Origin of the sequence: Blautia hominis, from assembly GCA_002270465.1 — a bacterium.
Lineage (GTDB): Bacteria > Bacillota > Clostridia > Lachnospirales > Lachnospiraceae > Blautia > Blautia hominis.
The window spans coordinates 625,191-649,567 of record NQOF01000001.1 but is presented as its reverse complement, the minus strand read 5'-3'; the positions used below and the strand labels follow the sequence as shown (position 1 = coordinate 649,567).

Here is a 24,377-nt window from a genome sequence, read left to right as displayed (position 1 = left end):
AAACGATATTGAAAATAGTTATGATCAAATTTTATATAGAAAAGGCAGGGAGAACAGCAAATGGCAGACGATAAGGACTATTTGGAGAAATCCGATAAAGAACAAACAGCACCGGACAATACCTCCGGCGATGAGGAAGAATTTGAGAAGATCTGTTTTATGTGCAGAAGGCCGGAGAGCAAAGCAGGGAAGATGATAGACCTGCCAAACGATATCCATATCTGTGTGGAATGTATGCAGAAAAGCTTTGACACCATGAACAATGCACCCATTGACTACAACGATCTGATGAAAAACATGCCAAATGTGAGCATGATCGATCTGAATTCACTGCAGAACCAGATTCCCAAGCGCCAGAGGGTGAAGAAGAAAAAAGAGGAGCCAAAGCAGGAAAATGTGGCGCCAAAGGCATTTGACATCAGAAGTATTCCTGCGCCTCACAAAATAAAAGGAAGCCTGGATGAGTATGTGATCGGACAGGAACGGGCAAAGAAAGTTATGTCGGTAGCTGTATACAACCACTATAAAAGGGTGTTCGCTGACAGGGAAGATGATATAGAGATTGAAAAATCCAATATGCTGATGATCGGACCAACAGGAAGCGGCAAGACATACCTGGTTAAGACCTTGGCAAGGCTTCTGGATGTGCCGCTTGCCATCACGGATGCCACTTCCCTGACGGAGGCCGGTTATATCGGTGATGATATTGAGAGCGTTGTCAGCAAACTTCTGGCAGCAGCCGGCAATGATGTGGAGCGTGCGGAGCACGGCATCATCTTTATTGACGAGATTGATAAAATTGCTAAGAAAAAGAATACTAACCAGAGAGATGTAAGCGGGGAAGCCGTGCAGCAGGGAATGCTGAAGCTCTTAGAGGGCAGTGAGGTGGAGGTTCCGGTGGGAGCCAACAGTAAGAATGCTATGGTGCCTCTCACCACTGTGGATACGAAGAACATTCTGTTTATCTGCGGCGGAGCCTTTCCGGATCTGGAGAATATTATCAAGGAGCGGCTGAATAAACAGGCATCCATCGGTTTCTTTGCGGATCTGAAAGACAAATACGACCAAGATGCCAATATACTGGATAAAGTCATTGTGGATGACTTAAAGAAGTTCGGCATGATCCCTGAGTTCTTAGGACGTCTTCCCATTGTCTTCACCCTCAGCGGTCTGACGGAGGAGATGCTGGTGCAGATTCTCAAAGAGCCCAAGAACGCCATCTTAAAACAGTACCAGAAGCTTCTGGCACTGGATGAAGTGAAGCTGGAGTTTGATGACGGAGCCCTGGGCGCCATCGCCAGAATGGCATTGGAGAAACATACAGGTGCCAGAGCCCTGCGGGCTATCCTGGAGGAATACATGCTGGATATTATGTATGAAATTCCCAAGGATGAAAATATCGGGGAAGTTATTATCACAAAGGAATACATTGAACACACCGGCGGTCCCAGGATCCTTCTGCGCGGACAGGAGATTCCCAGGATAGGCATGAACTGATTAATAAAAAGGACTGTGCATCAGAGGCTAGTGTTCCATCCAGTCAGAAATCAAAATAGGCAGTGCTGCTACTATGGTTTCTGGCCGGATGGAGCACTAGTACAGCGTTGCATAAGTTCCAATGATATAGCACCCACTATTTACGCCAGTGCCGCGTTGCCGAAGCTAGTCGTAGGAACCGCTGCGCCGTCGCTTCGGCGCCTTGCACTGACGAAAATATCAGGCACTCTATCACCGAAACTTACGCAATGCTGTACTAGTTAGCCTGATGCAGCAGTCCTGAATATGTTCTGCCGGGCGGACATAAGAGGCGCGGCGTGTTTATTTGGCAGGAACAACCTCCAGCCAGTAGCCGTCCGGGTCTGCAATGAAGTAGATGCCCATATCATGATTTTCAAAACAGATACATCCCATTTTTTCGTGGATTGCATGAGCTTTTTCAAAATCATCTGCCTGGAAAGCCAGATGGAACTCATTGTCACCCAGGCTGTACGGTTCTTCTCTGTCCCGGAGCCATGTCAGTTCCAGCTCAAAGTCAGTCGTCTCATTTCCCACATACACAATGATAAAGGAACCGTCATCGGCAGTGATGCGTCTTTTTTCCGTAAGACCCAGCGCTTCCTCGTAGAACGCCAGAGAACGTGACAGGTCAGCTACATTGTAATTTTCATGTATCATTTGAAATTTCATAATAACAGTCTCCTTTTCGTAACTGTAAGGGTGCAAAACAGTTACTCTTTTTCTTTTTTTCTATTATAAAATAAGTGAGAGCAGATGGCAATAAGGCAGCAGAAGAAAAAAATCTTAAAATGCATATTATTCTTTTGCTTTTTTCCAGAAAGTATGATAGGATAAAAAAGAAGTAGAGACATTCGTAACTATTCAGTAGGTCTGCGCATTTACAAACATTCATAGATCTATTCAAGTCGAATCAGACATTTATCCATTTACCATTATTTTTGAAGAAAGGATTATTAAATGAGAGAAAAATATGAGTCCCTGTCTTTAGGGGCATTAAAAGAAATAGCAAAAGCCAGAGGTATGAGAGGAATATCCACCCTTAAAAAAAGTGAATTGGTGGAGCGTATGGTGCAGGAAGATGATAAGGAACGCCAGATGAAGGATAGCGCCACATCCCAGGAGAACGGACAGGAATCAAGAACTGGGATGAGAGCAGGCAGGGCAGAGGAACGCCAGGAAAGCCGGTCATCCCTCCGCCAGGAAGACGTTCAGGAAAACCGGGACCGTCAGGAGAACAGAACATCCGGCCGCCAGGAGGAACACCAGGAAAGCCGCACATTCAGCCGTCAGGAACCCAGGCAGGAGAGCCGCACAGAGCGTCCGCCTATGGAGCAGTCTGATCTGGACAGCGGTATCAGTGTCAGCGGGATTTTGGAGGTCCTGCCGGATGGTTATGGATTTATCCGAAGCGAGAATTATCTGCCGGGCGAGAACGATGTCTATGTGTCCCCGTCACAGATCCGCAGATTTAATCTAAAGACCGGGGATATCCTGCGGGGCAATACAAGAGTAAAGAGCCAGAACGAAAAATTTTCAGCTCTCCTGTATGTGACCTCCATTAACGGAATCAAACCCAATGAGATGCGCAGACTGAACTTTGAAGATATGACCCCTATTTTCCCCAATGAGAGACTGCACCTGGAGCGTCCGGGCGGAAGCCTGGCCATGCGTATTGTGGATCTGGTAAGTCCCATCGGCAAGGGACAGAGGGGAATGATCGTATCTCCGCCGAAAGCCGGTAAGACAACCCTCTTAAAAGATGCAGCCAAATCCATTCTGAAGAACAGCCCCAAGATGCATTTGATCATCCTGCTGATCGATGAGCGTCCTGAGGAGGTAACAGATATCAGGGAAGCCATTCAGGGGCCAAATGTGGAGATCATCTATTCCACCTTTGACGAGCTGCCGGAGCATCACAAGAGAGTCTCCGAAATGACCATCGAGCGTGCCAAACGCCTGGTTGAGCATAAAAAAGATGTTACCATATTCATAGACAGTATCACAAGACTGGCAAGAGCTTACAACCTGACAGTTCCGCCCAGCGGCCGTACCCTGTCCGGTGGTCTTGATCCGGCTGCCCTGCACATGCCCAAGCGTTTCTTTGGTGCTGCCAGAAATATGAGAGAGGGCGGAAGCCTTACCATCCTGGCAACAGCCCTGGTGGATACCGGAAGCAAGATGGATGATGTGGTCTACGAGGAGTTCAAGGGAACCGGCAACATGGAGCTGGTCCTGGACAGAAGACTTCAGGAAAAGCGTGTGTTCCCGGCTATTGACATTGCCAAATCCGGTACCAGAAGAGAGGACCTTCTGCTTACGAAAGAGGAGCAGGAGGCAGTGGATATCATGCGCAAAGCCCTGAATGGTATGAAGGCGGATGACGCACTGGAAAATATCCTGAATATGTTCGCTCACACACGCAATAACAGCGAATTTGTACAGACTGTGAAAAAACAACGATTTCTATAATAATACTTGCATTTATAAAAATCATATGCTATAATTTAAAAGCTGTTTGAATTTGTAAAACGCAAAATAAAGATAAATAACAAACGATAGAAGAGGTGAAAAAGATGAAAGAAGGAATCCATCCAAACTACCAGGAATGTACAGTAGTATGCAACTGTGGAAATACATTTAAAACAGGTTCTACAAAGAAAGAACTCCACGTAGAAGTTTGCTCTAAATGTCATCCTTTCTATACAGGACAGCAGAAAGCTGCACAGGCTCGTGGACGTATTGATAAGTTCAACAAAAAATACGGCATGGACAAATAAAAAAACGGGAGAGGCTGAGGTTTTCGGACTTCAGCCTCTTATTGTATCTCCCAGGCAGTTTCTCTGCTTTGGTTAAAACAGAGCTGCCTTTGGGATTTGGATTTTATGGAGGTATAGATGAAATCATCCAACATCGGCGGACAGGCAGTCATGGAAGGCATCATGATGCGTCATCAGGACCAGTATTCTATTGCTGTCCGAAAGCCGGATAAAGAGATTGAAGTTAAGATAGAGGACTACAAGAGTTTTATCAAGAACAAAAAAATCCTTTCTCTTCCTATTATCAGAGGTGTCTTCAATTTTATTGATTCCCTGGTGGTGGGCACGAAATGCCTGATGTATTCCGCCACTTTCTTTGAGGAGGAAGAGGAGGAGATCAAAAAGAGGGAAGCCCTGAACCGGGAGGACCGGGAAAAATACGATGCGAAGCAGAAGAAGATGGAAAATATCCTGATGACAGGAACCGTGATATTTTCCGTTATCCTTTCGGTTGGCCTGTTTATGGTGCTGCCGTATCTGATCGCCAGCCTGCTTCATAAAGTGGGGGCATCCGAGACCGGGGTGACCCTGGCGGAGGCGGTTGTGAGGATCCTGCTCTTTTTGGGATACCTGCTCTTGATCTCCAAGATGGAGGATATCCAGAGAGTGTTCATGTACCATGGAGCGGAGCACAAGTGCATCAACTGTGTGGAGCATGGAAAAGCCCTGACTGTGGAAAATGTCATGGAAAGCTCCAGACTCCACAAACGCTGCGGAACTAGTTTCTTATTTTTTGTTATTGTTGTGAGTATTATATTTTTCCTGGGATTTTTTGCTGTTGTGCCGGTACATACCATGTGGCTGCGTGTTGTGATCCGTATCCTGCTGGTGCCGGTGATCGCAGGGATTTCCTATGAGATCATCCGTCTGGCGGGAAGGAGCGAGAATCCGTTAGTATGCGCTCTCTCAAAGCCCGGTATGGCTATGCAGAAGCTGACCACAAAAGAACCTACACCGGATATGGCAGAGGTTGCCATTGCGGCGGTGGAGGCTGTTTTTGACTGGAAAGCTTATCTGCTGGAAAACTTTCCGGATGCCCGCGAAGAAATAGAACAGGCGGAAAATAGCCGGATGGCTGCTTCACACAGATGCGAAACAAGAGAGGGCTGTTATGCAGACGCATAGAGAGATACATCTGGAGGGAAGGAAGACACTGGAGGAAGCAGGGATCGCGGACAGCAGGTCGGATGCATGGCTTCTGATGGAATATGTGACAGGTATGACCCGGGCTTCCTATTTTCTGAGGGAGACGGAGGAAATGCCGAAAGACCAGGCGGCAAGGTACAGGGAGATGATACAGAGAAGGGCACAGCATATCCCTCTCCAGCACATCACCCATGAGGCCTGGTTTTACGGACTGAAATTTTATGTGGACAGACATGTGCTGATCCCACGGCAGGATACGGAAATTCTGGTTGAGGAAGTGCTCCTCGAAGCCGGGAAGATGCAGGCAGGCGGCAGATTCAGGATTCTGGATATGTGCACAGGCAGCGGCTGCATTTTGCTGGCTCTTTTGTCCGTTCTGAAAGGAGCAAAAGGCACCGGTGTGGATCTGTCCGCTGAAGCGCTTGCCGTGGCAGGGAGAAACAGCAGGGAACTGGGTATTCCGGCTGTATGGAAAAGAAGCGATCTGTTTTCAGATATCAGTGGGACGTATGATATTATCGTGTCCAACCCGCCTTATATAGAGAGTCATGTTATAGACAGCCTGATGGAGGAAGTGAGGGACCATGAGCCGAGAATGGCCCTTGACGGGACAGAGGATGGCCTGTATTTTTACAGAAGGATTTCCCGTGAGGCAGGGGAATATCTGAGGCCGGGAGGAGTCCTGGCTTTTGAGATCGGATATGATCAGGGCGGTCCGGTGCGCCTTATGCTGGAAAATGCCGGATATGAAGAGACCAGAGTAGTGAAAGACCTGGCAGGCCTTGACAGGGTGGTGCTGGGAAGAAAGAAACAGGAGGAACACCATGTTTGATAAGTTAGATGATATTTTGATTCGCCTGGAGGAGATCTTAAATGAGTTAAATGAACCCACAGTGGCGAATGACACGGCGCGCTTCCAGAAGCTGATGAAGGAACAGAGCGACCTGCAGCCCATTGCGGATGCATATCGGGAATATAAAAACTGCAGACAGACAGTGGAAGACAGCCTTATGATGCTGGATGAGGAATCGGACCCGGAGATGCGTGAGATGCTCAAGGAAGAGCTTTCAGACGCAAAGAAGCGCATTGAGGAGCTGGAGCGGGAGCTGAAGATCCTGCTTCTGCCAAAAGACCCCAATGATGAGAAGAACGTTATTGTGGAGATCAGAGCAGGAGCCGGCGGGGATGAGGCCGCACTTTTTGCTGCGGAAATCTACCGCATGTATGTAAAATTCGCGGAATCCCAGAACTGGAAGACTGATATGATGAGCCTCAATGAGAACGGCATCGGCGGTTTCAAAGAGGTCACGTTTATGATCAACGGTAAAGGGGCCTATTCCAGGCTGAAGTATGAAAGCGGTGTACACCGGGTGCAGCGTGTGCCGGAGACAGAGAGCGGCGGACGTATCCACACCTCTACCATTACTGTGGCGATCATGCCGGAAGCGGAGGAGATTGATTTCCACCTGGATATGAATGACTGCAAGTTCGATGTATTCCGTGCTTCCGGAAACGGCGGGCAGTGTGTCAACACCACAGACTCCGCCGTGCGTCTGACCCATATTCCCACAGGGATCGTTATTTCCTGCCAGGATGAAAAGTCACAGCTCAAGAACAAGGACAAGGCGCTGAAAGTGCTGCGTTCCAGACTGTACGAGATGGAACTGGAGAAGCGCCACGACGAGGAAGCAGAGGCAAGAAGAAGCCAGGTAGGTACCGGGGACCGGTCTGAGAAGATCAGAACTTACAACTTCCCCCAGGGACGTGTGACGGACCACAGGATCAAGCTGACCCTGCATCGACTGGACGGTGTGCTGAACGGTGATCTGGAAGAGATCATTGACAGCCTTACCGCTGCGGATCAGGCGGCCAAGCTTACGAAAATGAATGATAAATAGTAACGATTCAATAGGTCTGCGCATTCGCTGCGCTGACCGTAAGAAAGTGTACCACAGTCAAGCAAAAATCCCATCGCCAAAGGCGATTTTGCATGGATTTTTGCCTGTAACTGGGAGGGTATGCGCTGGCTGCCTCGGGATTTTCATGCTTCCGGCATGAAAACGCCTCCCGGTACAGTGGCCTGTGTACAGTAACGTTGTGTTACCCCCTTATTAGCTGTAAGAAGTTAATAAGGGGGTTTTTTGTTACCTCCTGTTTTCTACTATTCTTTTTTATTTTTGTATCTGTTATAATCAGTTTATATGGAATAGCGCAGAAGGGCGGGGATGAAAAACACAATGAAAACGAAAATAAAAAACTGGTTTTATAAGCTGAAGTTATACCCCTCTTTGATGTTAACCTTTAACGGCATTTTTGTTTTGGCAGTTCTGGTGATCTTGGCCACATCGGCTGTAATAACAGGGAAAATAACAGTCAAAAATTATTCGACTTATGCGTCACAGTTCATTCAGGATCTGTCAAGAAATGTGGAATACATTACAAATGACGTGGAAAACAAATCGCGTTTTATCCTTTCGGAATCCAGTATCCAGGAAATGCTCACCGCAGAACATCGGAACCCCGCCTACAATGATATCCTGCAGCGGGCAAAGGGGGAGATCACCAGACTGATCATGGAGCAGGATTACATAGAATCACTTTCTGTTTTTGATCTAAAAGGAAATGGTTTTACAGTGGGGGACAGCCCTTCGTATATCAGCAGCCTGTCCGTATGGAAAAAACAGAGTTGGTATCCTGAGATGATCCGAAAGAAGGGAAACTACATCTGGGTAAGCTCGGATTTTACCGGCATCAGGGAACAGGAAAACAAAATTTTGTTTGCCAGGGTAATCAACAGAAAAGACACCATGGACGGGATTGGGATACTTATGGTCGTGCTTGACAACGCATATCTGTCCAAAATGATAAACAGTTTAAGTAATCCTGCCATCGGTGAATTTTATATATACGGCGGGGAAAAGCTTTTGTTTGGACCTGAGGAAGAGAACCGGGAGATACAGGAATTTATAAGCGGAATAAAATTGACCGGAAAAGAGGAGATAGACAGCAGAAGGCGTGGCAGATATTTCGTTACAGGGTGCTATGACCCGCACATGGACTGGAATTATCTGTGTGTAGGCATGGTGCGTGGGGTACTCAGCAGCCAGTGGATAAACTTTTTGATCGTGGCAATGGTCACATGCATTGTGATCATCATTGCCTCTTACATATACAGCCGCTTTTCACGGGGCGTTACCCGGGAGCTTCAGAGTCTGAATGAGATCATGGGGCGTGCCGAAGACCGGAACTTTAAGGAAGAGATCAAGATCAGGAGGATTGAGGAGTTTATACAGCTTGGGGGAGCTTACAATAAGCTGATAAACCGCATACATATTCTTGTCAATGAGGTCATGAGAGAAAAATTGAACGCAAAGCAGGCCCAGCTTGAGAATCTGCAGGCCCAGATCAACCCTCATTTTCTTTATAATACGCTGGACTGCATCAGTTGGAAAGCCATGGCAAATGACCAAACGGAAATAGCGGAAATGATACAATGCCTTTCAAAAATGTTCCGCTTCAGCCTGGGCAGGGGCGAAAAAGAGATTGAGCTGTCAAAAGAGGTGGAAAATACTAGAAATTATCTGCTGCTGCAGAAAAAAAGGTTTGAAGATAAGCTGGTATATCTCATTGATATCCCTGATTCTGTGATGAAATACCGTGTGATCAAGTTCTTCCTGCAGCCGTTGGTGGAGAACAGCATCCTTCATGGGATTCAGTCTAAACCTGAAAAAGGATACATCGGTATCTCAGCCGGGGAAGAAGATGGGCAGCTTGTGGTCCGGGTCTGGGATAACGGAACAGGGATTGATGAGCAGCAGGTAGCTGTGCTGCTTCGGGGAGATACTTATGACAGCAGCGGAAAGAGACACAGACATGGGATATACAACGTAAATGAAAGGCTGAAAATGCGTTATGGGGAGGAGAGCGCATTGCGGTTTGAGAACCGAAAAAATGGTGGGACTAAGGTTACCATACGGATTCCCGTAGATAAACTTCAGGGAAGGAGTGGAGGAAGTAATGTATCAGGTATTACTGGTGGATGATGAACCTGTTATTCTGAGAAATATAAGTAAAGTCATAGATTGGGAAAAATTCGGGTTCAGCGTCTGCGCCACAGCAGAATGTGGGGAAGAGGCGTGCAGGCTGCTGAAAGAGTACAAGCCAAGTCTTGTGATAACAGATGTGATGATGCCCCAGATGAACGGTATTGAGCTGGCGGAGTTGATCGGGGAGAATTATCCAAAAACAGAGGTTATCATCATCAGCGGATATGATGAGTTTGATTTTGCCCGTTCCGCCATGCGGGCAGGGGTTATAGAATACATTATGAAACCCACGAAAAGAGAGGAACTGGAACTGGCCCTGCAGAAGGTCCGCGAAAGAATACAAAAGAAGGAGGACCTGGAGCGCAATATCAGAGAACTGCAGGAGGAGGCTGAAAAAAACATACCCATACTGAAAAATCAGTTTTTCAGCGAACTGGCGGAAAAGATCATCTCTGAGGGACAAAACCTGCCGCAGAGCCTTAAGTATTACGGCTCCCCGTTGAAAGGGAATCCGTTCAGGCTCTGGTGTTTTGATCTGGACAGGGAAGAAATCTGCGACAGCATTCCGGAGATGCGGGAACTGCTGTGGGTACAGCTTCGGATGATCATCAGAGATCATATCAGGGGACAGTTTGTCAGTGATTCTTTTGTAAAGGGAAAGCATTTATTTTATGTGGTTGAGGATTCCGACACGCTGCAGGATGGAACGGCCATGGAGGAAGTTCTGGAAAGCATCCTGAGTGAATTTAAAAATCTTACCAGGACCAGTCTTTCTGTGGGAGTAAGCTGCGTTTATGAGGAGTACCACAGATTATCTATGGCACGCAAGGATTGTGAGGCAGCACTGGAGGAACGCTGCAATTTGGGAGAGGGAAGCTGTATCTTCTACGATGAAGTCAGAATATTTTCGGATGAAAGTGTGGAATATAACCATGAGCTTATGAACCAAATCTGCATGAAGCTCCGTGCACTGAATAAGAAAAGCGCAGTGGACCTGATTGAAAAGATGTATAATGGGATGAGGGAAAATAAAGCCATATATCAGCAGTTTTACAGCCAGACTATCCTTATCTTAACAGAGCTGTTCAATCTCTCCCCGGATGAGGAGAGGAAGAAAAAGATCAGGGATGCGATTGCCGGGCTGAATGACTATAAGACAGGAGATATGCTGAAGGCTCTTGTTCTCGGGATCACGGAAGAGATCGTGGATGAAGCGGCAGCTGATTCGGCAGGAAAAAACAGAGAGATCATGGGACAGATTGTCCGGTATGTGGAAGAGCATCTGGGAGAAGAGATCTCACTTGCAGATGTGGCAGATGCAGTCCATCTGAGCAAAAACTATCTGTGCAGCATATTCAAAAGAGAGAAAGGGGAGACATTTTTTTCTTATCTTACAAAAGTCAGGATGGAACGGGCAAAGCAGCTTCTGCGGAAAACAGAACATAAAGTTTATGTGATCGCTGAGATGGTAGGCTATACGGATTATCCTTATTTTTCGCAGGTGTTTAAAAAGCATACAGGGATTACCGCCGGAGAATACAGGGAAATTTATGCCGGCGAATAAAAGTAAAAGGATATAGGCTGGGCTGTGGTCTTACAGGAAATGTAAGGCTGCAGCCCAATTTCTGTTTTACTGCTGAAGTGAGGAATATATTTAATGCAGTCGGAATATATTCTATATTTTTCATCAAAGTGCAATGATAGAATGGAAACATAAACAAAAGGTAACTATTCAGTACCCTCACAGTTACAGGCAAAAATCCATGCAGGATCGCCTTTGGCGATGGGATTTTTGCTTGGCTGCGAAATGCTTTCTTACGGTCAGCGCAGTGAATGCGCAGACCTACTGAATAGTTACAGCAAAAGGACAAAACATGGAGGTAAGAAAATGGGAAAGGCGAAAAAAGTAATCGTATTGCTGGGGATCACAGGTATGATCGGTACGCTTGCAGGGTGCGGCGGCAATGGGGCAAAGGACAGCAAGTCTGAGGCAAATGCAGGAAATAAGGATGGGGAAGGCAAGACGGAAATTTCAATTCTGGTGCATTTTGACCCGGAAACAGACAATCCGGCAAAGGTGGACAGTTTTCAGGAGGCGGCAGATAAACTCGGTTATAAGATCAACTTAGAGCGTGTGGATGATGCCACATATAAGACGAAAATCCGGGTTATGCTTCAGGCAAACGAGCTGCCGGACTTGTTTTATACCTGGGGAGGTTCTTACAGCGAACCGTTTTTATCCGCCAATGCGCTTTATCCCTTGGAGGATGCCATTCAGGATTCCGGCTATACACTTTATGACACCTATGCGCAGGCAGATGAAAACGGCCACAACTATGTGGTACCCACAGGGGCCCTGGAATCCTACTGTCTCTTTTACAACAAAGCGGTTTTTGAAGAGATGGGAAAAGAGGTGCCCGCGGACTGGGAAGCGCTGCTGGATGTAGTGGATGCATGCAATGCCAAGGGCATTGGAGCCATGGGGCTTGGAGACAAAGACCGGTGGGAGGGAGACCTCTTTTATAACATGATGGTGGTACGGGAAGATGCGGACGCATTTACTGACGCTATGAAAGATGGAGGTACTTTCACCAGTGAACCGTTTGCAGTGGCAGCCGAAAAGGTGCAGACGCTGATAGAAAAAAATGCATTCCAGAGCGGTTATATGCAGGCAACCCCCTCTGAATGTGTTGAGCTTTTGAAGGCCGGAAAGATAGCCATGTATCCCACCGGCTCCTGGCAGGTATCCGCATTACAGTCTGATGAGAACTTAGGATGCGCCGTCTTCCCTAAAACCGGGAAGGAAGATCCATATCTCTCCTGCTGCGGAAATGCAGCAGATGCGGGAATTGCTGTCAGCGCCAACTCTGAGAATAAGGAAGCAGCAGCGAAACTGGCAGTGGAATACTCCAAGATCCTCAATGATCATCTGGCGGAAAGCGGGGAACAGACCTATTTTGAAACAGAGATCGAAGAAGCCGGACAGACAGAAATGATGAAAACGTATATTGAAAACTTTAAAAAACTGGAGAAGACCCAGCTCTGGTGGTTCACATATCTGGATACTGCGATCGGAGAGCCTATGAGGGATTTATCTCAGCAGCAGTTTGCAGGCGAGGTGGATGCGGATGATTTTCTTCAGCAGCTGGAAAGTATTATAAAAGGCGGATGATATAACAGAAGTGCAGGACTGTCCTCAGTGGAGGACAGTTCCGTTTGAAGGAGGAAGAAGAATGAAAAAAATGTTGTCCAACAAACCGGTCATCGCACTGTTTGTGATTCCGGGGCTTCTTATATTCGCTTTTATCTTTGTGTATCCCATTTTGTATACAATAAATCTTAGTTTTACATCATGGAAGGGAATCGGACCAAAAGAATATGTGGGATTTCTCAACTATACAAAACTATTTTCCGATGATGTGGTTTTTAGAAAAGCACTTGTCAATACACTGGTCATTCTGGTGGTTGCGGTGATCGGACAGTTGGTGCCTGCGCTGTTTTTTGCCATGCTGCTGTCCAATATGAAAAAGAGAACACGTTTCTTCAGAATCGCATTTTTTATACCCGTGCTTTTATCCACCACAGCGATCGCCCTTATGTGGCAGAAAATATACGATGTAAACTATGGGCTTCTGAATGAATTTTTAAGGCTTGTGGGTTTGTCAAATTTTCAGCACGAATGGTTATCCGAGAAAGGCACTTGTCTGATCGCAGCTATCGTTCCGGTGATATGGCAGTGGATCGGCTATCATATGATCATTCTCTACGCGGGGTTAAAGGCCATCCCGGAACAGTATGAGGAGGCGGCAAAGCTGGACGGGGCCAATGGCCTTCAGATAACGTTTTGTGTTATCATACCAATGCTTCGGGATATACTCAAAGTCTGTCTGGTGCTTGCTGTGGTGGGCAGCATAAAGATTTTTGATAATATCTATGTTATGACTGCAGGCGGGCCTTACAATCTGACCACAACCATAGCCATCCATATGTATAAGGAATCCTTTCTGAAATTTAATTACGGATATGGCAGCGCTATTGCGGTCATGCTCTGTGTGGTATGTATCGGAGTCTATCTGCTGATCAACAAGGCTATGTCACGGGAACCCATGGAATATTGACAGGAGGAAACGGCAATGAAGATAAAAAATAGAGTCAAAATCGTGATCTTGATCATTTTTTCCGTGATCCAGATATTTCCGCTGCTATGGCTGGTTAATTTTTCTCTGAAGGACAACAGTGAGATTTATACGGCCAGCTCCTTAAAACTGCCGGAAACACCTGTGTTTGGCAATTATGCGGAGGCATGGCTGAAAGGAAACGTGGCTGAATATTTTCTGAACAGTGTGTTGGTTACTTTTATAAGTGTTGCCATCACCGTTGTACTGAGCTGTATGATGGGATATGCGATCACAAGGATGAAATGGAGAGGGAGCAATGCCGCATTGGGATTTCTGATGCTGGGCATGATGGTTCCCATACACGCCACCTTGATCCCTTTGTTTCTACTCATGCAGAAGGCGGGGCTGCTGAACACACATTGGTGTATCATCATCCCGTACATAGCGGCAGGTCTGCCTCTTGCCGTATTTATCATCAGTAATTTTCTCAGGAGCATCCCCCATGAACTGGAGGAAGCTGCGTTTATAGACGGATGCGGTGTGATAAGATCGTTTGTACATATTATAATCCCGGTACTGAAACCGGCGGTGGCTACGGTTGCTATCTTCACTTTTATGAGCAACTGGAATGAGTTTATTATGGCATCCACGTATCTGCAGACATCGGAATTGTACACACTGCCCATTGGACTGACTGCTTTTCGGGGGGCCTATTCCACCGCTCTGGGGCCTATGGCGGCAGCTATTGTCATAACATGTATACCACTGATCTTATTTTACTGTGTTTGCAGTGAGCAGGTGGAAAAAAGTTTCGCGGCGGGAGCTGTGTTGAAGTAAATAACGGAGCAAAGGAGAGAAAAGTATATGCAGACGTCAAAAGAATGTGTTTTGAATGCCATAGAGGGAAAAGGACCGGACAGGATACCTCTCTGTCTGGATTTTGATTCAGATGCCCTGAACCGGGCAATTACAGAGAATATAGTAAAAGATTACAATGCGGATATTTTAATCATTCCGAGTTATGACCCTGAATTTGTGCCGGTTGCTGAGGGATACACCCAGTGGGGATATAAGATGGAGACATTTGGGGAAACAATGGGGGAGGTGAAGAATCCGCCGCTAAAGAACTGGGAGAACTTTGAAAACTGGAAAAGCCATCTGCCGGATTTCACAGCGCCCGGCAGATATGCAGAGGCAAAAAGGTGCAGGCAGCTTTACCCGGATAAATTTCTGGTGGGAGGGCTTGGCATGATGATGGAAGAAATCATCAACCTGCGGGGGTACGCCAACTGCATGGTGGATTATTACGATGAGGAGGAGAATTTGAACCGTTTGATCGACTGCCTCTACGAAGTGGGAAAACAGATGGTGGACGGCTATGCCGAGGCCGGCATGGATGCGGTTATGGCCTGGGAGGACTGGGGGCTGCAGCGGGGGCCTATGATGTCATACCAGATGTGGGAGACATATTATTATGACAGGATGAAAAGTTTTGTGGATTACATCCATAAAAAAGGTATGAAATATTTTCTTCACTCCTGCGGGCACATTACCTATCTTCTGGATGTCTTTACAGAATTTGGGGTGGATGTGATCCAGATGGACCAGCAGATGAATATGGGGCTGGAACTGCTGGGCAAATGGACCGGAAAAATATGTTTTTTATGTCCCGTGGATATCCAGCACAGTGTGCAGATGACGAAAGAGGAGATGGGCAGTTATATCAAAGACATGATACATGCCCTGAGTACAGAAAAAGGGGGATTTATGTACAAAGCATACCCCCAGCCGGCTGCCATCCATATGCCGGAAGAACAACTGAGGCAGGAAATTGAACTTATGAAAAACGGTTGAGTTCCTGTGGAATATACGCGGAACTGCCAGGCGAAAGTATGGTATCATACTTCTGCCTGGCATATTTTATTAGATAAAAAATCTTCCGGCTTTCATATATCCCGCATGAAAACGCCTCCCGGTACAGTGGCCAGTGAACAGTAACGCCTTGTGGGACAGTGGCTGTACGCAGGGGAATTCCAGGTTGTATCTAATCGCATATCCATGATACAATAGAAAATATGACCAGAGAAGATTCCTGAAAATACAAGGCTTTTTTCTGTTACCATATGGAAAAGGACATTGCATTTCCCGGCAAATTGTAATATATTATGGAAGTAAGTAGTTATGGTTACTGTTCAAAGGACCGGCCGGTCCGGTGCAGTATGCAGACCGCGGAAATGGATTTTCAGACATGCTCTGGCTGTCAGGAAATAGATAGAATTTATAAATGAGGAACGGGAGAAAAATCATGAAAAAAACAGCATTGGTAATCATGGCAGCCGGAATCGGCAGCCGCTTTGGAAAAGGGATCAAACAGCTTGCGAAAGTGGGTCCAAGCGGTGAGATCATCATGGACTATTCCATTCACGATGCCCTGGAGGCCGGATTTAACAAGATTGTATTTATCATCAGAAAAGATATAGAAGAAGAATTCCGTGAGGTGATCGGCAACCGGATCGAAAAGCTTGCAGAGGTGGAATATGTGTTCCAGGACCTGAACGATTTGCCGGAAGGTTTTTCCTGCCCCAAGGAGCGCACAAAACCATGGGGAACCGGACAGGCTATCCTGGCAGCAAAGGAAGTGCTCTCTGAGCCGTTCATTGTCATCAACGCGGATGACTACTACGGCAAAGAGGCCTATGTGAAAATCCACGACTATCTGGTAGAGGAGCACCCGGATACCGGCAAGCTGGACGTCTGCATGGCAGGATTTATCCTGGAGAATACATTGAGTGACAACGGTTCTGTGACAAGGGGGATCTGCTCCCTGGATGAACATAAAAATCTTGTGGGAATTGCAGAGACCTATCATATCAAAAAGACACCCCAGGGACCTGCTGTGGAGACCGAAGAGGGAAATCTTCGTATGCTGGATCCGAAAAACCTGGTATCCATGAATATGTGGGGACTGACACCTGCATTTTTAAAGACCCTGGAAGAGGGATTTGTGGAATTTTTGAAGGAATGCCGCCCGGAAGACCTGAAAAAAGAATACCTGCTTCCCACCATCGTGGATAAGCTCATCAAGGAGAACAAAGCGGACGTGGCTGTCCTCAAGACACATGACACCTGGTTTGGTGTTACATATCAGGAAGACAAAGAAATAGTAATGAAAGCTTTTGCCGATCTGGCAGAGCAGGGTGTGTACAAAAAGGATCTGTATGCATAGACCGGAAATTACGCAGATTCCACATTAACAGTGACAAATCGCTGAAAATATGATATTTTATAATACGGTAACGAAAAGATAAATAAATTGAATTTTTGTATAAGGAGTCAGTTATGGGAAAATATTTTGGAACAGACGGTTTCCGCGGGGAAGCTAACGTAAACCTGACAGTAGAGCATGCGTTTAAAGTGGGACGTTTCCTGGGATGGTATTTCGGACAGGAGCACAAGGCTCAGATTGTGATCGGCAAGGATACCAGAAGAAGCAGTTATATGTTTGAATATTCACTGGTCGCAGGCCTGACAGCATCCGGAGCAGATGTATATCTTCTGCACGTGACCACCACTCCCAGCGTTTCCTATGTTGTGCGCACAGAGAACTTTGACTGCGGTATTATGATTTCTGCCAGCCACAATCCGTTCTATGACAACGGAATTAAGATCATCAACGGCAACGGACAGAAAATGGAAGCATCTGTGGAAGAACAGATCGAAGCTTATATTGACGGAAAAGTACCGGAGCTGCCTCTGGCAAAGAGAGAAGAGATTGGGCGCACCGTGGATTTCTCTGCAGGAAGAAACCGCTATATTGGATATTTGATCTCCATTCCCACACGTGCTTTTAAGAATAAAAGAGTGGGTCTTGACTGTGCAAACGGCAGTGCATCCGCCATTGCCAAGAGCGTATTCGACGCACTGGGCGCAAAGACCTATGTGATCCACAATGATCCGGATGGAACCAACATCAACACCAACTGCGGCTCCACCCATATTGAAGAACTGAAAAATTTTGTGAGAGAAAACCACCTGGATGTGGGCTTTGCCTACGACGGGGATGCTGACCGCTGTATCGCTGTGGATGAGAACGGGGATGAAGTGAACGGTGACCTGATCATGTATGTGTGCGGAAAATACATGCAGGAGCAGGGCAAGTTAAACAACAACACCATTGTCACCACGATCATGTCAAACCTGGGCCTTTACAAAGCCTGTGAGAGAGAGGGCATTGCGTACGAGAAGACAGCCGTTGGGGATAAATATGTCTGCGAGAACATGATGGCAAACGGCCATTCCATCGGAGGCGAGCAGTCCGGCCATATCATCTTCTCAAAACATGCTACCACAGGTGACGGCATCCTGACTTCCCTGAAGCTGATGGAAGTCATCATTGAGAAAAAACAGCCATTGAGTGTGCTGACTAAAGAAGTGAAGATTTATCCCCAGGTACTGAAAAATGTACGGGTATATGATAAGAAAGAAGCCAGAGAGAATCCGGAAGTGGTGAAAGCCATTGCAGAGGTGGAGAAAAGCCTTGGAGATGACGGAAGGATCCTGGTGCGTGAAAGTGGTACAGAGCCTGTTGTCCGTGTTATGGTGGAAGCAGCTACAAACGAAATCTGTGAACAAAATGTAGATCATGTGATCGCTGTCATGAGGGCTGAGAACCTGATCGTACAGTGACAGGACGGAGAATTTATTTGTGAAGGGAAAATTTATTGTTCTGACAGGATGCATCCTCTGCCTCTTGGCAGGATGCGGGAAAGATACACCCAGTTATTATGAGCTGGGGGCGGAAGATTTAGAGGGGAAAGATTATCAGAGTGCCATTGAGAACTTTGAGCTGGCAATCGCCGATGAGAAATATGAGGTGGAGGCTCTCAGGGGAGAAGGCATTGCCTATCTGAAGATGGGCAAATACGAGGAGGCACAGCAGGCCCTGGAAAAAGCCAGGGACCTGGCAGCTGATTCGGAGAAGGCCATGAGAGCGGACATTCTGGCCTATCTGGCAGTGGTACAGTACCAGAGAGGCGATTATGAGGCCAGCGCTGCTACCTGTGACCAGATGCTGGATGTGAAGAACAGTAAAGAAGGATATTTTCTGAGAGGTACTGCTTATCTGCATCTGGACCAATATGACAAAGCTGCCTCTGATTTTGGAAAAGTGGCTGCTGATTCCAAAGAGTACAATGACTATCTGGAGATCTACCGTGTATACGAAGAGTGTGACATGAAAGCTGACGGAGAGTCTTACCTGGAGATGGCTCTTGAAATAGAGGGCAGTGATGAGCAGGACCACTATGACAGAGGCCGTGTCTACTATTATCTGGAGGAGTATGATGAGGCAAAAAAAGAACTTACCACATCATACAATGACGGGTACAAGCAGGCAGCCATATATCTGGGCAAGGTTTACGCCGAGCAGGGTGATACAGCCAACGCCCGCGCCAATTATAAAGAGAGCCTGAGTGAGCAGTCACTGCAGGCAAAAGCTTACAACGGTATGGCATACTGCGATATCCTGGACGGGGACTATGACAGTGCCCTCTCTAATATCCAGAAGGGATTGGATACAGGAGACCAGGACGAGAAACAGGCACTTCTGTTCAATGAGATCGTAGCCTATGAAAAGAAGATGGACTATGCGTCTGCAAAAGAGAAGATCACTGCTTATCTGGAGGCATATCCCACAGATGAGAGAGCAGTGAAAGAAAATTATTTTTTGGAGACAAGGTAAAGAAATGCCGGATTTCCCATATAAAGAACAGAGTATGTAAGTGTACTCTGTTCTTTTATCTTTTATAAATAATGATAGAACATACTGCTGATGACTGCAGAAGTGCCGGATACAGCCCTGCTCTCAGATGCGAAAAAGTGATGACAGGAGGAAAGATATGAAGAAGGTATGGCAGATATTCATCAGGGACTGCAAAAGACTGCTGCGCAGCCCTGTGGCGGTGATCGTGGCAGTGGGAATCTGTATCATCCCCTCCCTGTACGCATGGTTCAACATTGCCGCTAATTTTGACCCTTATGCAAATACAGGGGATATTAAAGTGGCAGTGGCAAACAGCGATAAAGGCGCGGAAAGTGAGCTGACAGGAAGACTGGATGCAGGCGGTGAGATCGTCAGTAACCTGAAGGAAAATGATGCCCTGGGCTGGGTTTTTGTGGATGAAACCAGAGCGGTGGATGGGGTTAGATCCGGAGAATACTATGCAGCCATTGTCATTCCCGAAACATTCAGCCAAGATATGCTGAGCATTACCAGCGGAACATTTAGCAGGCCGGAATTTACATATTACATCAATGAAAAGAAAAATGCCATTGCCCCCAAAATAACCGATACCGGGGCAGAGACTGTGGAGAAAGAGATCAACAGTACCTTTACAGCCACAGCGTCAAAGGCAGTGGCGGACATCATAGAAAAATCTACAGGTTCCCTGTCCGAAGAGCTGGGCAGATCCCAGGAGAGCCTGCTGGAAAGAATCAGCCTGGTATCAGATAATATCGGGGAATATCAGGCCGGCCTAGAAAAATTCCGGAATTCTGCGGACAGCTCAAATGAGACGATCAAGGATACCAAAGGAACTCTGGACGCCCTGACAGAAGCCGCCGGGGAGGGCAGCAGTGCCATGGACAAGAGCAGTGAGATCCTGGAACACGCCAGGACGGCGGCAGCTGATTTTTCCACCGGAATATCATCTGCGCTCTCCCAGGGACAGGGTACGCTGGCGGATATAAGTGCTGCCTCCAAGTCCGCTGTGGGTGAAATGAACGGCAAGATCCTGGAGATCAACAGTCAGGTGGACGGCATGATCACCAAAGCGGAGCAGGCAGCTTCTCTGGGGCAGAATGTCCTTGACAATTTGGAATCTTTCAATAACACATACCCCACAGATGCCATGACGTCTGTGATCGCGGCCCTGGAAGCAGAGCTGGAGGGACAGAAGCAGACCATATCCAGTCTCAGACAGGGAAATGACAGCATCGGAAATTCCGTGGAGACCGCATCCGACGCCCTTAGCCAGATGGATACTATCATACAGGAGGCAGGGGGACAGCTCCTTACATCCAGAGAATCCTTTGATCAGCAGATACTGCCGGAGATCAGCCGGAATCTGGATTCCTTCTCAGCGCTTTCCGGCAGGCTTTCCGGTATTTTAGACGGTGTGGAGCCTTCCACGGAGCAGGTGAAAGCTGTTTTGGATGAGCTTGCCGCAAGTCTTGATGATATACAGGCTGTCCTGGTGAGCACCGGGGATTCCCTGCAGAGTGTACAGAATATACTGGAAACTGCCATGACGGACTTAAAAGCCCTGGAAAACTCTAAATCCATGGAACTGCTTTTTGACCTTTCCGGGATTGACGGGGAATCTGTGGCGGACTTTATGTCCTCCCCTGTGGAGGTGGAGACAAAAGATGTTTACAGGATTGATAATTATGGCTCTGCGCTGGCCCCCTTTTACACGAACCTGGCCATCTGGGTGGGAGGCATTGTGCTGATCGCCATCTTCAAACTGGAGGCAGACAAAGAGAAGGTGGGAAAATTTTCGGCTGTACAGGGATATTTCGGAAGATGGCTGCTGTTTGTGGCTTTCGGGATCGCGCAGTCCCTGATCGTGTGTCTGGGAGATCTATACCTGCTTGACATACAGTGTGCAAATCCGGCAGCATTTTTATTTGCGGGCGTTTTTGCTTCCTTTGTGTATGTAAACATTATTTATGCGCTGTCCATCACCTTTAAACATATCGGAAAAGCAGTCTGTGTTATTCTGGTGATCGTACAGATACCGGGCTCTGCGGGAACCTATCCCATTGAGATGACACCCGGATTTTTCCAGGCGCTCCATCCCCTGCTTCCATTTACCTACGGCATCAATGCCATGCGGGAAGCTGTGGCAGGCATTTACCGGTACCATTATCTGAAAGATATGCTGTGCCTGACCGCCTTTATCCCCATAGCGCTTTTGATCGGTGTGGCTGTGCGTCCGTGGATGCTGAACCTGAACCTGCTCTTTGACAAAAAGCTGGCTCAGACAGATTTGATGCTCTGTGAGGAAAATGGAATGCCAAATGAGAGGATGCGTCTGTCCTCTGTGGTGCGTATGCTGGCAGGGCAGGAGGAGTTTCAGGAACAGCTCCGTGAAAAGGCAGCCGGATTTGAGAGGCGTTATGAGAGAAGGATCAAGTGGGGATTTCTGGCTATCCTTGTGATCCCCTTTATTTTTCTTCTGCTGATGTTCAGTATTGACTCCAAGATGATCTTTTTGGTACTCTGGATTGCGTCTATTATAGGGATCGCGCTCTATCTGATCTGTCTGGAGTATATCCATGAAAGCCTGAACCGGCAGATGCGGCTCAGTAAAATGAGTAGGGAGGAACTGCATCAGGTGTTGAAAAATAAGAAGGAGGACAGCGGCAGATGAAAAATATATGGAAAATTTTCCGGTCAGATATAAGTCATATTAAAAATAATGTCATTGCGCTGATCGTCATTCTGGGGCTGACGGTGGTGCCTGCTCTGTACGCATGGTTTAATATTGCCGCAAGCTGGGACCCATACAGCAATACCGGCGGGATCAAGGTGGCTGTGGCAAACGCGGATGAGGGGTATGAGAGCAGCATTGCCCCAATCAAGATCAATATGGGCGACACGGTCATCTCAAACCTCAGGGCAAATGAGCAGATGGACTGGGTTTTTACAGGTAAAAAGAAGGCAGTGGAAGGTGTGAGATCAGGAAAGTATTATGCGGCCATTGTCATACCAAAGTCTTTCAGCAGGGACATGATGACCGTTTTCTCCGATGATGTGACACATTCAAAGCTGGTCTATTATTCCAACCAGAAGGAAAACGCCATTGCGCCCAAGGTTACGGACAAAGGGGCAGACTCCATACGGTCTCAGATTGATGAGATCTTCACCAAGACCATCAGCCAGATCGGACTGGATGTGATGAATTCCCTGTCCTCATACCTGGATCAGGACGGCACAAAGACCATGATCGGAAATCTTGCCGGAAATACGGAGAACAGTGCAGATGATCTGAGAGGGCTGGCCTCCACCATGACGGCATTTTCGGATATGATGGATTCCATGCAGGGAATTCTGGATACCACCTCCTCCTTGTTGGAACAGTCAGGGGAGAGTACAGATACCGGACTGGATGTGCTTAGTGATGCCGGGGACGGCATTGACAGTCTGAGCAGCACTCTTGCGGGGACCACAGAGGCTGTCAGCCAGGTACTTGGGGACAGCGGTTCCTATTACCGGGCGGTATCCCAGGTGATCAACGAGACCTTTGACTCCATGGAGAACAATACCCAGGATGCAGCGTCCAGCCTTGCCGGACTCTCCGAAGTGACCCAGAGTGTGATCGACAAATATACGGATTTCCGGGACAGTCTGGCATCCATCCGGGATTCCATTCCTGCAGGAGGGGAACTTCTGGATCCGTTTATCAGCAATATGGAGGAACTGATTGCAGGACAGCAGGCATTAAAGGATAAGCTGGATGAGACAGCCGGTAAAATTACAGATACAGCCGCTGATATCAGCACATACCACAGTCAGCTCGGGCAGATGGCAGAGGACAGTGTACAGCAGATCGCCTCGGTGCAGAGTGATTATGAGGAGAACCTGCAGGCAGAGCTTGAGGAACTTTTCCAAACCCTGGGCGATACAGGCACCTCCGTGGCAAAGATGATGGGAAAACTGGATGACAGTCTTTTGGGTCTTAAAAACATATCAGACGGTGCTGCCCTTGATCTGGCAGATGTGAGAAAAGCACTGGATACCTCTGCGTCCCTTCTGACCGAGGCAGCGGATCAGATAGAAGGTGTGTCAAAAACACTGGGGGATGCTGCGGACAGTCAGGATTCGGATATGCTGCAGAATCTCATCGGCAGCGACCCGGCATCCCTGAGCGCGGCTCTGGCAGCGCCTGTAAAACTGCAGCGGACGGCTGTGTATCCTGTGGAGAATTATGGCTCCTCCATGGCACCTTTTTACTCCTCCCTGGCAATCTGGGTGGGAGGAATCGTACTGGTAGCCATGATGAAGGTAAATGTATCAAAAAAGACCACGGACAGCCTGAAAAATGTGAAAGAATACCAGATGTACCTGGGCAGATATATCTTGTTTTTGCTCATGGGTCTTTTCCAGAGCGGGCTTATCTGCCTGGGGGATCTATATTATCTGGGGATCCAGTGTGAGCATCCGTTTTTATTTGTGGTGGCCGGATGGATGGCAAGTATAGCTTTTGTGAATCTGATCTATACCCTTACGGTCTCCTTTGGAGATATCGGCAAGGCAGTATGCGTGATCCTTCTTGTCATCCAGGTGGCAGGCTCCGGCGGGACTTTTCCTATAGAGGTGGCGCCTGCGTTCTTTAAAAAGGTATATCCGTTCCTGCCGTTTACCCACAGTATGACCGCCATGCGCGAGTGTATCGGGGGATTTTACGGGAATACTTACTGGGCAGAGCTTGGAAAACTGGGGCTTTTTCTGGCAGCCTCCCTGCTTTTGGGGCTGGTTTTAAGAAAACCGGTGATCCGCCTGAACCATGCGTTTATGGAAAAGTTGGAGAGTACAAAAGTCATGTAAATGCGGTGGTATCCGTCTGCTTTGCTGGGAAAGTCTGCAATTTGGTGATGGAGTTATAGTGAATGAAGTTATAGAGAATAAAGTTATAGAGAATAAAGTTATAGTGAATAAAGTTATAGAGAAT

Annotated in this window: 18 protein-coding genes; 17 read left to right on the top strand and 1 reads right to left on the bottom strand. The window is 47.3% G+C overall.

Going from position 1 to position 24,377, the window contains the following annotated elements:
• Window positions 1-60: 60 nt before the first annotated feature.
• Window positions 61-1,497 (top strand): ATP-dependent Clp protease ATP-binding subunit ClpX, encoded by a 1,437-nt coding sequence (gene clpX / locus CI595_RS03045; protein WP_095171564.1) that lies wholly within the window; start codon window positions 61-63, stop codon window positions 1,495-1,497.
• Between the two features lie 321 nt (window positions 1,498-1,818).
• On the opposite strand, the gene CI595_RS03040 is transcribed toward clpX, so the two are convergent.
• On the bottom strand, window positions 1,819-2,187 hold the full coding sequence (locus CI595_RS03040; protein ID WP_095171561.1) for a VOC family protein: 369 nt from the start codon (window positions 2,185-2,187) through the stop codon (window positions 1,819-1,821).
• A 288-nt stretch (window positions 2,188-2,475) separates the two neighbouring features.
• Here CI595_RS03040 and rho point away from each other — a divergent pair, with 288 nt between their 5' ends.
• The 16 genes from rho to CI595_RS02960 all read left to right on the top strand — a co-directional run bounded on the left by rho (window position 2,476) and on the right by CI595_RS02960 (window position 24,253).
• Window positions 2,476-3,987, top strand: coding sequence for a transcription termination factor Rho (rho, locus tag CI595_RS03035; protein WP_095171558.1), 1,512 nt, complete (start codon window positions 2,476-2,478; stop codon window positions 3,985-3,987).
• Between the two features lie 104 nt (window positions 3,988-4,091).
• Window positions 4,092-4,295: a 50S ribosomal protein L31 gene (gene rpmE / locus CI595_RS03030; RefSeq protein ID WP_018593782.1), complete on the top strand. Its 204-nt coding sequence runs from the start codon at window positions 4,092-4,094 to the stop codon at window positions 4,293-4,295.
• Window positions 4,296-4,412: 117 nt separating this feature from the next.
• Window positions 4,413-5,459: a DUF1385 domain-containing protein gene (locus tag CI595_RS03025; RefSeq protein WP_095171556.1), complete on the top strand. Its 1,047-nt coding sequence runs from the start codon at window positions 4,413-4,415 to the stop codon at window positions 5,457-5,459.
• On the top strand, window positions 5,446-6,312 hold the full coding sequence (prmC, locus tag CI595_RS03020) for a peptide chain release factor N(5)-glutamine methyltransferase (RefSeq protein ID WP_095171554.1): 867 nt from the start codon (window positions 5,446-5,448) through the stop codon (window positions 6,310-6,312). Before CI595_RS03025 ends, prmC begins: the two co-directional genes overlap by 14 nt.
• On the top strand, window positions 6,305-7,378 hold the full coding sequence (prfA, locus tag CI595_RS03015) for a peptide chain release factor 1 (protein ID WP_095171551.1): 1,074 nt from the start codon (window positions 6,305-6,307) through the stop codon (window positions 7,376-7,378). Before prmC ends, prfA begins: the two co-directional genes overlap by 8 nt.
• A gap of 339 nt (window positions 7,379-7,717) precedes the next feature.
• The gene (locus CI595_RS03010) at window positions 7,718-9,523 is read left to right on the top strand and encodes a sensor histidine kinase (RefSeq protein ID WP_162291791.1); all 1,806 of its coding nucleotides are present in this window, start codon (window positions 7,718-7,720) and stop codon (window positions 9,521-9,523) included.
• The gene (locus CI595_RS03005) at window positions 9,498-11,090 is read left to right on the top strand and encodes a response regulator transcription factor (protein WP_095171546.1); all 1,593 of its coding nucleotides are present in this window, start codon (window positions 9,498-9,500) and stop codon (window positions 11,088-11,090) included. The genes CI595_RS03010 and CI595_RS03005 overlap by 26 nt, the downstream gene beginning before the upstream one ends.
• A gap of 324 nt (window positions 11,091-11,414) precedes the next feature.
• Window positions 11,415-12,698, top strand: a complete 1,284-nt coding sequence (locus tag CI595_RS03000) for an extracellular solute-binding protein (RefSeq protein WP_162291790.1) — start codon at window positions 11,415-11,417, stop codon at window positions 12,696-12,698.
• A gap of 61 nt (window positions 12,699-12,759) precedes the next feature.
• A complete protein-coding gene (locus CI595_RS02995) occupies window positions 12,760-13,644 on the top strand; it encodes a carbohydrate ABC transporter permease (RefSeq protein ID WP_095171541.1) in 885 nt (294 codons plus the stop codon).
• 15 nt (window positions 13,645-13,659) lie between these two features.
• A complete protein-coding gene (locus tag CI595_RS02990; RefSeq protein ID WP_095171539.1) occupies window positions 13,660-14,481 on the top strand; it encodes a carbohydrate ABC transporter permease in 822 nt (273 codons plus the stop codon).
• A gap of 27 nt (window positions 14,482-14,508) precedes the next feature.
• A complete protein-coding gene (locus tag CI595_RS02985) occupies window positions 14,509-15,498 on the top strand; it encodes a uroporphyrinogen decarboxylase family protein (protein WP_095171537.1) in 990 nt (329 codons plus the stop codon).
• A 451-nt stretch (window positions 15,499-15,949) separates the two neighbouring features.
• The gene (locus CI595_RS02980) at window positions 15,950-16,870 is read left to right on the top strand and encodes a nucleotidyltransferase family protein (RefSeq protein WP_095171534.1); all 921 of its coding nucleotides are present in this window, start codon (window positions 15,950-15,952) and stop codon (window positions 16,868-16,870) included.
• Between the two features lie 113 nt (window positions 16,871-16,983).
• The gene (gene glmM, locus CI595_RS02975) at window positions 16,984-18,330 is read left to right on the top strand and encodes a phosphoglucosamine mutase (protein WP_095171531.1); all 1,347 of its coding nucleotides are present in this window, start codon (window positions 16,984-16,986) and stop codon (window positions 18,328-18,330) included.
• Window positions 18,331-18,349: 19 nt separating this feature from the next.
• Entirely contained in the window at window positions 18,350-19,384 is a 1,035-nt protein-coding gene (locus CI595_RS02970) for a tetratricopeptide repeat protein (RefSeq protein WP_095171529.1), read from the top strand.
• A gap of 157 nt (window positions 19,385-19,541) precedes the next feature.
• Window positions 19,542-22,076: a YhgE/Pip domain-containing protein gene (locus CI595_RS02965; RefSeq protein WP_095171525.1), complete on the top strand. Its 2,535-nt coding sequence runs from the start codon at window positions 19,542-19,544 to the stop codon at window positions 22,074-22,076.
• Entirely contained in the window at window positions 22,073-24,253 is a 2,181-nt protein-coding gene (locus tag CI595_RS02960) for a YhgE/Pip domain-containing protein (RefSeq protein ID WP_095171523.1), read from the top strand. Before CI595_RS02965 ends, CI595_RS02960 begins: the two co-directional genes overlap by 4 nt.
• The last annotated feature ends 124 nt before the right edge of the window (window positions 24,254-24,377 follow it).

What these genes read in the sequence shown, in the direction of transcription:
- clpX (WP_095171564.1), top strand. Translation starts at nt 61, where the DNA reads ATGGCAGACGATAAGGACTATTTGGAGAAATCCGATAAAGAACAAACA.
- CI595_RS03040 (WP_095171561.1), bottom strand. Translation starts at nt 2,187, where the DNA reads ATGAAATTTCAAATGATACATGAAAATTACAATGTAGCTGACCTGTCA.
- rho (WP_095171558.1), top strand. Translation starts at nt 2,476, where the DNA reads ATGAGAGAAAAATATGAGTCCCTGTCTTTAGGGGCATTAAAAGAAATA.
- rpmE (WP_018593782.1), top strand. Translation starts at nt 4,092, where the DNA reads ATGAAAGAAGGAATCCATCCAAACTACCAGGAATGTACAGTAGTATGC.
- CI595_RS03025 (WP_095171556.1), top strand. Translation starts at nt 4,413, where the DNA reads ATGAAATCATCCAACATCGGCGGACAGGCAGTCATGGAAGGCATCATG.
- prmC (WP_095171554.1), top strand. Translation starts at nt 5,446, where the DNA reads ATGCAGACGCATAGAGAGATACATCTGGAGGGAAGGAAGACACTGGAG.
- prfA (WP_095171551.1), top strand. Translation starts at nt 6,305, where the DNA reads ATGTTTGATAAGTTAGATGATATTTTGATTCGCCTGGAGGAGATCTTA.
- CI595_RS03010 (WP_162291791.1), top strand. Translation starts at nt 7,718, where the DNA reads ATGAAAACGAAAATAAAAAACTGGTTTTATAAGCTGAAGTTATACCCC.
- CI595_RS03005 (WP_095171546.1), top strand. Translation starts at nt 9,498, where the DNA reads ATGTATCAGGTATTACTGGTGGATGATGAACCTGTTATTCTGAGAAAT.
- CI595_RS03000 (WP_162291790.1), top strand. Translation starts at nt 11,415, where the DNA reads ATGGGAAAGGCGAAAAAAGTAATCGTATTGCTGGGGATCACAGGTATG.
- CI595_RS02995 (WP_095171541.1), top strand. Translation starts at nt 12,760, where the DNA reads ATGAAAAAAATGTTGTCCAACAAACCGGTCATCGCACTGTTTGTGATT.
- CI595_RS02990 (WP_095171539.1), top strand. Translation starts at nt 13,660, where the DNA reads ATGAAGATAAAAAATAGAGTCAAAATCGTGATCTTGATCATTTTTTCC.
- CI595_RS02985 (WP_095171537.1), top strand. Translation starts at nt 14,509, where the DNA reads ATGCAGACGTCAAAAGAATGTGTTTTGAATGCCATAGAGGGAAAAGGA.
- CI595_RS02980 (WP_095171534.1), top strand. Translation starts at nt 15,950, where the DNA reads ATGAAAAAAACAGCATTGGTAATCATGGCAGCCGGAATCGGCAGCCGC.
- glmM (WP_095171531.1), top strand. Translation starts at nt 16,984, where the DNA reads ATGGGAAAATATTTTGGAACAGACGGTTTCCGCGGGGAAGCTAACGTA.
- CI595_RS02965 (WP_095171525.1), top strand. Translation starts at nt 19,542, where the DNA reads ATGAAGAAGGTATGGCAGATATTCATCAGGGACTGCAAAAGACTGCTG.
- CI595_RS02960 (WP_095171523.1), top strand. Translation starts at nt 22,073, where the DNA reads ATGAAAAATATATGGAAAATTTTCCGGTCAGATATAAGTCATATTAAA.